This window comes from Streptomyces sp. NPDC034037 (genome assembly GCF_055575715.1).
Genome location: NZ_JBVISC010000008.1, coordinates 382,543 through 390,511 on the forward strand (window position 1 = coordinate 382,543; position 7,969 = coordinate 390,511).

General features: G+C 71.5%; 9 protein-coding genes and 1 rRNA gene. All 10 read right to left on the reverse strand.

Annotated elements, in window-relative coordinates; translation table 11 throughout:
- Position 1: 1 nt before the first annotated feature.
- Positions 2-1,063, reverse strand: a complete 1,062-nt coding sequence (locus ACZ516_RS28070) for a lysophospholipid acyltransferase family protein (RefSeq protein ID WP_361082658.1) — start codon at positions 1,061-1,063, stop codon at positions 2-4.
- Between the two features lie 14 nt (positions 1,064-1,077).
- Positions 1,078-2,127: an NAD-dependent epimerase/dehydratase family protein gene (locus ACZ516_RS28075; protein ID WP_469012145.1), complete on the reverse strand. Its 1,050-nt coding sequence runs from the start codon at positions 2,125-2,127 to the stop codon at positions 1,078-1,080.
- Between the two features lie 235 nt (positions 2,128-2,362).
- The gene (locus ACZ516_RS28080; protein ID WP_003948845.1) at positions 2,363-2,461 is read right to left on the reverse strand and encodes a 30S ribosomal protein bS22; all 99 of its coding nucleotides are present in this window, start codon (positions 2,459-2,461) and stop codon (positions 2,363-2,365) included.
- Positions 2,462-2,619: 158 nt separating this feature from the next.
- A complete protein-coding gene (locus tag ACZ516_RS28085) occupies positions 2,620-2,829 on the reverse strand; it encodes a helix-turn-helix domain-containing protein (RefSeq protein ID WP_062770509.1) in 210 nt (69 codons plus the stop codon).
- A gap of 132 nt (positions 2,830-2,961) precedes the next feature.
- The gene (locus ACZ516_RS28090) at positions 2,962-3,777 is read right to left on the reverse strand and encodes a phosphatase (RefSeq protein ID WP_358590032.1); all 816 of its coding nucleotides are present in this window, start codon (positions 3,775-3,777) and stop codon (positions 2,962-2,964) included.
- Between the two features lie 108 nt (positions 3,778-3,885).
- A complete protein-coding gene (locus ACZ516_RS28095; protein WP_469012147.1) occupies positions 3,886-5,061 on the reverse strand; it encodes an acetoin utilization protein AcuC in 1,176 nt (391 codons plus the stop codon).
- Complete coding sequence (locus tag ACZ516_RS28100; RefSeq protein ID WP_469012150.1) at positions 5,012-6,232, reverse strand: MFS transporter; 1,221 nt, start codon at positions 6,230-6,232, stop codon at positions 5,012-5,014. Before ACZ516_RS28100 ends, ACZ516_RS28095 begins: the two co-directional genes overlap by 50 nt.
- Positions 6,233-6,279: 47 nt before the next feature.
- Positions 6,280-7,035: a VC0807 family protein gene (locus ACZ516_RS28105; RefSeq protein WP_469012153.1), complete on the reverse strand. Its 756-nt coding sequence runs from the start codon at positions 7,033-7,035 to the stop codon at positions 6,280-6,282.
- A 136-nt stretch (positions 7,036-7,171) separates the two neighbouring features.
- Complete coding sequence (locus ACZ516_RS28110) at positions 7,172-7,816, reverse strand: HAD family hydrolase (protein WP_469012156.1); 645 nt, start codon at positions 7,814-7,816, stop codon at positions 7,172-7,174.
- 65 nt (positions 7,817-7,881) lie between these two features.
- Positions 7,882-7,969, reverse strand: a 5S ribosomal RNA gene (gene rrf / locus ACZ516_RS28115); the annotation flags it as partial.

The following is a 7,969-nucleotide window of genomic DNA, read 5'->3' on the forward strand; positions in this document are numbered from 1 at the left end:
GTCAGAAGAAGACGGACCGCCGCTGCACCAGCAGCTTGTACAGGGAGTGCTGGATCTGCTCGCGGACCTGGTCCGTGAGGTTGAACATCAGCATCGGGTCCTCCGCCGCCTCCGGCGGATGGCCGTCCGTCGCGATCGGCTCCCCGAACTGGATCGTCCACTTCGTCGGCAGCGGCACCGCCCCCAACGGCCCCAGCCAGGGGAACGTCGGCGTGATCGGGAAGTAGGGCAGGCCGAGGACGCGCGCCAGCGTCTTGGCGTTGCCGATCATCGGATAGATCTCCTCCGCCCCGACGATCGAGCACGGCACGATCGGGGAGCCCGTCCGCAGTGCCGTCGAGACGAAACCGCCGCGGCCGAACCGCTGGAGCTTGTAGCGCTCGCCGAACGGCTTTCCGATGCCCTTGAAGCCCTCCGGCATCACCCCGACCAGCTCGCCCCGCTCCAGGAGGCGCTCGGCGTCCTCCGCGCACGCCAGGGTGTGACCGGCCTTGCGGGCCAGTTCGTTGACGACCGGCAGCATGAAGACCAGGTCGGCGGCGAGCAGCCGCAGATGCCGGCCCTGAGGGTGGTTGTCGTGCACGGCCACCTGCATCATCAGGCCGTCCAGCGGCAGCGTCCCGGAGTGGTTGGCGACGATCAGCGCCCCGCCCTCGGCGGGGATGTTCTCGACGCCCTTCACCTCCACGCGGAAGTACTTCTCGTACAGGGGCCGCAGCAGCGACATGAGGACCTGGTCGGTCAGCTCCTCGTCGTAGCCGAAGTCGTCGACCTCGTACTCCCCGGTGAGGCGCCGCCGCAGGAAGGCCAGGCCGCCGGCGATCCGGCGGTCCCAGTCGCCCCCGGAGCGGGGCGCCCGCTCCTCGGGTCCCGGGTCCCCGGCGCCGGGCTCCTCGGCCGGCCGGGCGGCCGGGTGGCCCGTCTGCTGGCCCGGGAGCACCTTGACCTCGCTCACGGTCGCGGGCTCACCGGGGCGCCGGGGCGCGGCCCTGCGGCGCGCCGCGCGCTGCGCACCCGTGCGCGAGCGGTCGTCGTCGAACGGAATGACCTTGGCGTCCGCCATCGTTGACGCTCTCCTCAGTTGGCGCGGTGGGGGCCGCCCGCGAAGGGCAGCGCGGCGATCCGGTCCACTGCCCCCGCGAGGGCACTCGGCGGCAGCAGTCCGGGGCCCCGGCTGCGCACGAAGTCCGCGAAGGCCTCCGCGGTCGTGTACGTGGGTCTGAAGCCCAGTGTCTCGCGCATCTGCCGGGTGGCCACGACCCTGCCGTGGGTGAGCAGCCGGATCTGTTCCGGCGAGAAGTCCGTCATGCCGACCGTGCGCAGCGCGGCGCCGACCCAGGTGACGGCCGGCAGGAGCACCGGCACGGTGGGCCGGCCGAGCCGCCGGGAGCACTGCGAGAGCAGCAGCTGGCCGTCGCCCGCGATGTTGAACGTGCCGCTGTTGAGCGTTCCGCGCCGCGGTTCGTGCGAGGCGAGGCGCAACACCTCGACCGCGTCGTCCTCGTGCACGAACTGCAGGCGCGGGTCGTAGCCGAACACCGTGGGCAGGACGGGCAGCGAGAAGTACTCGGCGAGCGGGGAGTCGGCCGCGGGCCCCAGGATGTTGGCGAAGCGCAGCACGCACACCGCCACGTCGGGGCGCCGCCGGGCGAAGCCCCGGACGTAGCCCTCGACCTCGACGGTGTCCTTGGCGAAGCCGCCGCTGGGCAGGGCCTTGGGGGGCGTCGTCTCGGTGAAGACGGCCGGGTCCTTGGGCGCGGAGCCGTACACGCTCGTACTGGACTTCACCACGAGCCGCTTGACCGTGGGCGACTTCTGGCAGGCACCGAGGAGCTGCATGGTGCCGATGACGTTGGTCTCCTTGACCGCGCCCCGGCCGCCCCGGCCGAGCGCGGTGGCGGTGACGTCCATGTGGACGACCGTGTCCACGTCGTACTCGGCGAGCACCTTGGCGATCGCGGGCTGCCTGATGTCGGCCCGGACGAAGTCGGCGCCGCCCAGCTGGTGCTCGGGCTCCAGCGCGTCGACGGCGATCACCCGGTCGACCTCGGGATCGCGCTGGACGCGCCGGACGAACCGTCCGCCCAGCTGCCGGGCCACTCCGGTCACGAGCACGACCTTGCCCAAGATCAGCGCCTGCCTTTCCCCACCCTCGCCGCACACCGCCGACATGTGTCCCGGCCCACGCTAGCGGGTCGGTGTTTCGCTGTGACGACCGCGCGCCGCGGGAAGTGACGACGGACACACGGGTACGTACGGACCAAGCTCCCGCGCCTCAATCACCGCGCCGGCGGGCCCCGGACATGCCGAAGCCCTCCCGCCGGTGGCGGGAGGGCTTCGAAACACGCGGTACAGCGATCGCCTACTTCTTGTTGCGACGCTGAACGCGAGTGCGCTTCAGCAGCTTGCGGTGCTTCTTCTTGGCCATCCGCTTACGCCGCTTCTTGATAACAGAGCCCACGACTACCCTCGCTCACTTCTCTTCACTCGGTGCGGGGCAGCAGACTGGGCCCACACGACCTACGTCGGCCTAGCCTACCCGTCCCGGCGTGAGGGACGTAATCGAGGGCCAATGGATCCTCGCGGACCGGGTGGCGGGGGGCCCGCGGGCCCCCGCGCTCAGCCTGCCTCGACCCCCACATACGACTCGCGGAGGTACTCGTGAACCGCCTGTTCCGGAACCCGGAAGGACCTTCCGACCCGGATGGCGGGCAGATGACCGCTGTGCACCAGGCGGTACACGGTCATCTTGGACACTCGCATCACCGAGGCGACTTCCGCCACGGTCAGGAACTGAACTTCGTTCAGCGGCCTCTGGTTCTCAGCCATGACACCCCACCTGAACCTTCCGCACATGACGGGCACCGGCTTCCCCTTCCGGTGACTCTTCGTCGCTGCGCGCTCACTCCCCAGACTAGGGGCGGATGATGCGAGTGGGGAAGAGGAGCAGCGATCGGCCGCCTACTGTGACAGACACGCTCGATTGAGTACATAGCGAGTAAGCGGTCGGTAGTAATCAGACCGCACAGCGTCATCAAGCGGAACGACGACGGACACCAGCCCCTCGGCCTGTCCGACGAACAGGGCGGGGTCGTCCGTATCGGCGAGACCGATCGTCTCGAACCCCAGCTGACCTGCTCCGCAGACCCATCCGTGGTCTCCGACGACCAGCTCGGGGAGGGGCCCGCCGGCCTGTGCGGCGGCATCCAGGGCGGCCCGAACCGGGAGCGGTGAGTGGGTGTGTGCGCCGGTCGCACTCCCGGTGGGACGCGCGCCGGGTTCGCGCACCAGCGCGACGCCTTGTACGTAGTCAAGGTTGTACGTACGTAGGCCGAACCGGGTCGTTATGTCGACACTGTCGCCCTGCGCGGGGGTGAGGACAGTGCATCCCGCCGCCGACAGGGCCTCGGCCAACGTGGCGTAGAAACCCAGCAGCCGCTGCGGGTGCCCGGTTCCGAAGAGTACGGGAAGCCGCCTTCGCGCCGCGTCCGAGAGGCGTTCGGCGAACGCGTCGAGCGCCCTCAGCGTCCGCTCCGGGTCGATGACGTCCGCCCCCGTGGTGTGCCGCGGGTCGGCGGAGACCCCGCACCTGTCGGCCATCAGGCGCAGCAGGTCGCCCGGGCCCCAGCTCCGCTCGGGGTCGAGCCCGAGCAGTACCCGGGGGTCCCTCGCCGCGAAGAGCCGATAGCTGCGCAGGCTCTCCTCCCGGGAGGTGGCCACGGGCCCGGCCAACCGAGCCGCCAACAGGTGCGCGCGCAGGGCGCCGGTGGTCAACACGCGTCGATGTTGTCGCATCGGCCGCCCCGGGTCCCCAAAACCCCGGAAAACCCCCACAGTTGGGCTAACAGCGGCACAATGCGGGCGTGAGCCCCTGGGCGGGCGGGCCTAGGCCAGCAGTCCCCGCAGCGGGAACGCGGCCCGCCGGGCCGCCAGGACGGCCTGGTCGAGGCGGTCGGCGGGGTCGTACCCGGCCTCCCACTCCTGCCACCGCACGGGCCACCGCCCGTCCGTCATCCGCGCCGGCGCCAACTGCCGGGTGCGGGCGTACACTTCCTGCCGCCAGCTCTCCGGAATCACCGCCGCCGGGTCGACGGGCCGTCCCGCGGCGATGCCGACGAGGTGCGTCCAGGAGCGCGGCACCACGTCCACCACCGCGTATCCCCCGCCGCCCAGGGCGACCCACCGCCCCTGCGCGTACTCGTGCGCCAGCTCGTGGCAGGCCACCTGCACCGCCCGCTGCGCGTCCAGGGACACGGCCAGGTGCGCCAGGGGGTCCTCGAAGTGGGTGTCCGCCCCGTGCTGGGTCACGAGCACCTGCGGCCGGAACTGGGCGAGCAGCTCGGGCACCACGGCGTGGAAGGCCCGCACCCATCCCGCGTCGCCGGTGCCGGCCGGCAGCGCCACGTTCACCGCGGAGCCCTCGGGCGCGCCCGCCGCGCCCGTCTCCTGCGGCCAACCGGTCTGCGGGAAGAGGGTGCTGGGATGCTCGTGCAGCGAGATCGTCAGGACGCGCGGGTCCTCCCAGAACGCGGCCTGCACCCCGTCGCCGTGATGGACGTCGACGTCCACGTACGCGACCCGCTCGGCGCCCAGCTCCAGGAGCCGCGCGACGGCCAGCGCCGGGTCGTTGTAGACGCAGAACCCCGAGGCGCCCCCGGGCATGGCGTGGTGCAGCCCGCCGGAGAAGTTCACCGCGTGCAGGGCCTCGCCGCGCCACACCGCCTCGGCCGCCCCGACGGACAACCCGGCGATCAGCGCCGACGCCTCGTGCATGCCCGCGAAGGCCGGGTCGTCCTCCGTGCCGAGGCCGTACTCCCCGCGGGCGGACGCCGGGTCCGCCGAGGCCGCCTTGACCGCCGCCACGTAATCCTCGCGGTGCACGAGCCGCAGGGTGGAGTCGCCGGCGCGCTTGGCCGTGACCACGTCCATCTCCCGGTCGAGCCCGAAGGCGCCGACCAGACTTCGCGTCAGGCCGAGCCGGACCGGGTCCATGGGGTGACCCGGTCCGAAGTCATAGCCCGTTACTGCCTCGTCCCACATCAGCTGTGCGCGGCCGCTCATGCCCGTCACCGTATCGGTCCGCTTCGGAGGCGAAGGCACGGGCGTACCCCAGGGTCACGAGCACCAACACCATCGGAACGAGCATCGCCCCCCGGTAGTTCCACGCGTCCCCGAGCCCGCCCACCAGCGGCGAACCGATCAAAAAGCCCACATAGTTGAAGACATTCAGTCGCGCGACGGCCGCGTCCGAAGCCCCGGGCCCATGTGTCTCGAAGGCACGTCGGCCCGCCGCCGCGAAGGTCTGCGGCACGATCACCGACAGCCCAAGACCCAGCACCGTGAATCCGGCGACCCCCGCCCACGCCCCGGGCGCCGCCGCCACGACCGCGAAGCCCAGCGCGGCCACCACGGACCCGCCGCGCACCACGGCCACCGCCCCGAACCGCCGCACCCCCAGGTCCCCGAGCCCCCGCCCCAGCAGCGTCATGACCATGTAGGCGTTGTACGGGACCGTCGAGACCTCCTCCGAGCCCCCCAGCACGTCCTGCGCGTACTTGGCGCTCCAGTTGGAGACCGTCGAGTCCCCGATGTACGCGAAGGTCATCACCAGGCAGAGCGGAAGCAGCAGCTTGAACCCGACGGCCCCGCCCTTCCCGCCCCCACCGCTCGGGGCCCCCGCGTCGACGTACCACCGGCTCCCCACCAGGGCCGCCGGCAGCAGCACCGCGACGACCGGCAGATACGACACGAACAGCGCCAGATCCCAGTGCGCCCCCGCCCAGGCGAGCGAGGCCCCCGCGATCCCGCCCAGGCTGTACGCGGCATGAAATCCCAGCATGATGCTGCGCCCGTAGGCCTGTTGCAGGCTGACGCCCAGCATGTTCATCGACGCGTCGAGCGCCCCCACCGAGAGCCCGAACACCCCGAGCGCCACCGCCGCCTGCCACATCGCCTCCCCGGCGCCGGCACCGAGCAGCGACAGCAGCACCACCGGCTGGGACCACCTCAGCACCCGGCTCGGTGGCACCCTCTTGATCAGCCGCTCGGTGCCCACGCTGCCGGCACCGGCCAGGATCGGCACCGCCGCGAGGAAGACCGGCAGCAGCCCGTCGGATATCCCGTACCGGTCCTGGATCGCCGGGATCCGCGTCACCAGCAGGGCGAAGGCCACTCCCTGCACCAGGAAGGCGAACGCCAGCGAGGCCCTGCCGCGCCGCAGCACATCAGTCATGGCTGGAGAGCGTAGGGCCCCGCACTACCCGGCGGTAGATGGATCACTCAGCTGATTCGGGCGTTCTCACGCGCGCTGTTGCGCTCCTGGACGCGCTCGGTGACCAGCTGCTCCATGGGGCCGACGACCAGGGCGCCGGTGACCAGGACGGTCAGCGTGATCGTCACCACCGCGATCACCCCGCCCACCCACACCATGGTGTCGACGGGCAGCGTGTAGGCCCCGGCGACCCGCAGCGCGGCCTCTCCGAAGAGGGCCACGCCCCACACCGCCGAGAACCTCCGCTCCAGCCGCGCGAACCGCCCCCGCTCGGTGCCCAGTTCCGCCCAGGCCGCGATCCGCGCCGCGTTCCCCTTGGTCACCCAGGGCCGCAGGGCGGCCGTCATCAGCGGCCTGCCCGCCCACACCGACACCAGGACGGCGAGCCCCACGGTGGCGGTGATGCCGCTGTCCTTGGCCAGCATGAGCCGCGCGTCGCCGGCGACGAGGGCGAGCAGCAGCCCGACGATGTTGGCGGTCAGGATCAGCGCGGCGAGCCCGTTCAGCCGCCGCTCCTTGACGAGCCCCCACGCGGTGCGCCCGGCCGGCAGCACACTGCTCCAGGCCAGCGCCGCCAGGGCGCTCGTCCCGAATCCCTTGCTGATGAGGTAGTACGCGGCGGTCGGCAGCAGCGCGTCGAGGACGAGGGGCTTCAGCGACTCGATGCGGGCCTTGCGGGCGTCGTCCGCGACGGCGGGGGCCGGGGTGGCCGGGACCGGGGTGGCCGGGACGCGGGCGGGGGCCTCTGCGGCGAGCTGGCTCATGGTCGGGTTCCTCCGTCGTGGCTGTGTGCGTCCCGTTTCTCCGTGACACCCACAGCTTCGCCGCCGGCACCTGTCGCCCGACAGGAACGATCGTCCGGACCTGGGCGTGACAAATGTCAGTCCAGCTCTGCTGACCTCAGGCCAGCAGCCGGGGCAAGTCCCGGAGGTCCACGAAGAGTTCGGTGGCCCCCTCCAGCCGCTCGGCCGGTGTCATGGCGGTGAACCCGTAGACGTCCATCCCCGCGGCCAGCGCGGCCCGCACCCCGAGGGGGCTGTCCTCCACGACGGCACACTTCGCGGGCGCCACGCCCATCCGTTCGGCCGCGTGCAGGAACAGATCGGGGGCCGGCTTCCCCCGGCCGACGTCCTGCGCGCTGAAGATCCGCTCTTCGTCGAACCAGGCGTCGAGCCCGGTCTTGCGGTGCCCCACTCGGATGCGCTCATGACTCCCGGAGGACGCCAGACAATAAGCCACGCCGTCCGCGGCCAGCTCCCGCAGCACGTCGACGGCCCCGTCCATCGGCTTCAGCTCCCGCTCGAACGCGGCGAAGACCCGGGCGTGGAACTCGTCGTCGAACTCCGCGGGAAGCCGCTGCCCACTCCGCTCGAACACCAGATCGTGTACGCGGTGGACAGCGGCCCCCATGTAGTCGCGCAGGGAGTCCTCGTAGGAGGTGGGGTGCCCCAGCTCGGTCAGATAGCCGGCGAGGATCGTGTTGGAGATCGGCTCGCTGTCCACGAGGACGCCGTCGTTGTCGAAGATGACCAGGTCGTATCGCATGCCTCGACCGTAAACGCAGAAAACCCCCGCACCATAATGGTGCGGGGGTTTCCCGTTTAAAATTAGTTCGGCGGCGTCCTACTCTCCCACAGGGTCCCCCCTGCAGTACCATCGGCGCTGTGAGGCTTAGCTTCCGGGTTCGGAATGTAACCG